The 598-nt window shown below is 61.0% G+C and carries 1 protein-coding gene; it reads right to left on the bottom strand.

Annotated features, from left to right (window positions below; genetic code table 11):
* Positions 1-72: 72 nt before the first annotated feature.
* Positions 73-598: hypothetical protein (locus E1189_RS22625; RefSeq protein ID WP_230459915.1), on the bottom strand; the 526-nt coding region annotated here is incomplete at its 5' end.

Here is a 598-nt window from a genome sequence, read left to right as displayed (position 1 = left end):
CGCCGGGGCAGCAGTGATGCCCGGTGCAAGGGGAAGCGGAACATTACCTGCTCCTGTGGCACCACTTACGATTCAACCAACCTGCTTAACGCTCACCGGCGGAGCAGCAGCGATGTCCGGTGCAAGGGAAAGCAGAACACCACCTGCCCATGCGGCGCCAGCTTCGATACAGTTAACCAGCTTTGCTCTCACCGGCGGAGCAGCAGGGACGCCTGCTGCAAGGGACAGTGGAACACCACCTGCTCCTGTGGCGTCACCTTCAAAACGGTTACCATGCTTGACGCTCACCGCAAGGGCAGCAAAGACGCTCAATGCAAGGGGAAGCGGAACACCACCTGCCCCTGCGGCATCACCTTCGATACGGTCAACCGGCTTAAAACCCACCGCCAGAGCAGCAACGACGCCCGGTGCAGAGGGACGCGGAACACCACCTGCTCCTGCGGCACAACCTTCGATTCGGTCAGCCTGTTTAACTCCCACCGCCAGAGCAGCCGGGACGCCCAGTGCAAGGGGACGATGAACACCACCTGTCTCTGTGGCACAACCTTCGATTCGGTCAACCGGCTTTACTCTCATCGCCGGAGTAGCAGCGACACCC

This window comes from Parendozoicomonas verongulae, assembly GCF_009711465.1.
Classification (GTDB): domain Bacteria; phylum Pseudomonadota; class Gammaproteobacteria; order Pseudomonadales; family Endozoicomonadaceae; genus Sansalvadorimonas; species Sansalvadorimonas verongulae.
Note: the sequence above shows the minus strand (reverse complement) of the source record. Positions and strands in the feature narration are given on the sequence as shown.